This window comes from Pelagicoccus sp. SDUM812003, assembly GCF_031127815.1.
In the GTDB taxonomy this organism is placed as follows: Bacteria; Verrucomicrobiota; Verrucomicrobiia; order Opitutales; family Opitutaceae; genus Pelagicoccus.
The window spans coordinates 1-514 of sequence record NZ_JARXHY010000076.1 but is presented as its reverse complement, the minus strand read 5'-3'; the positions used below and the strand labels follow the sequence as shown (position 1 = coordinate 514).

Annotated in this window: 1 protein-coding gene; it reads right to left on the bottom strand. The window is 46.1% G+C overall.

What is annotated here, in order from left to right:
- Window positions 1-23: 23 nt before the first annotated feature.
- Entirely contained in the window at window positions 24-494 is a 471-nt protein-coding gene (locus QEH54_RS22855; protein ID WP_309021050.1) for a hypothetical protein, read from the bottom strand.
- Window positions 495-514 lie beyond the last annotated feature (20 nt).

The window sequence follows — 514 nt, the reverse complement described above, 5'->3', positions numbered from 1 at the left end:
AACGTGAAAGCCATACGCGGAAGTCAGCGCGGAGCGCTGGCTGGAGTTGTATGGGCTGCCTGGTTGGGCTTATCTTTATTAGTTGGGAAAATTGCGTGAGAAGTAGCGTAGCCTGATACTAATCCTATGAGCACGTAGGGTGGGTTGAATATGTATCCGAGATCACTGAATCCACCGGAAATCGTGAGAATAAGTAAGAAAAGTGCGATCGTGAATACAGCTCCTAAGGATGCTCCGATTAGAGTGAATCGATTTCTGCTCTTTCTAATTCTTTCGCTTCTTTCATAAATCTTCTCCATCGAAACGAACCAGAAGACCGATGGGGCAGCTGAGAACATGAGACTGCCGAGGAATGTCGCGAATAAAGCCGGGCCGTAGTCTCTAGTAAGAAGTGTTGATATGGTGAGAATCAAGGTAGAGCAGAGTGGAGGTATGAAGAAAGCTCCAAAGAACCTCACCATGGGAAGAGACCATTCTGTTTCTCTGTTTCTCATCTATTTTTGCCCAACGTGAA

What these genes read in the sequence shown, in the direction of transcription:
- QEH54_RS22855 (WP_309021050.1), bottom strand. Translation starts at nt 494, where the DNA reads ATGAGAAACAGAGAAACAGAATGGTCTCTTCCCATGGTGAGGTTCTTT.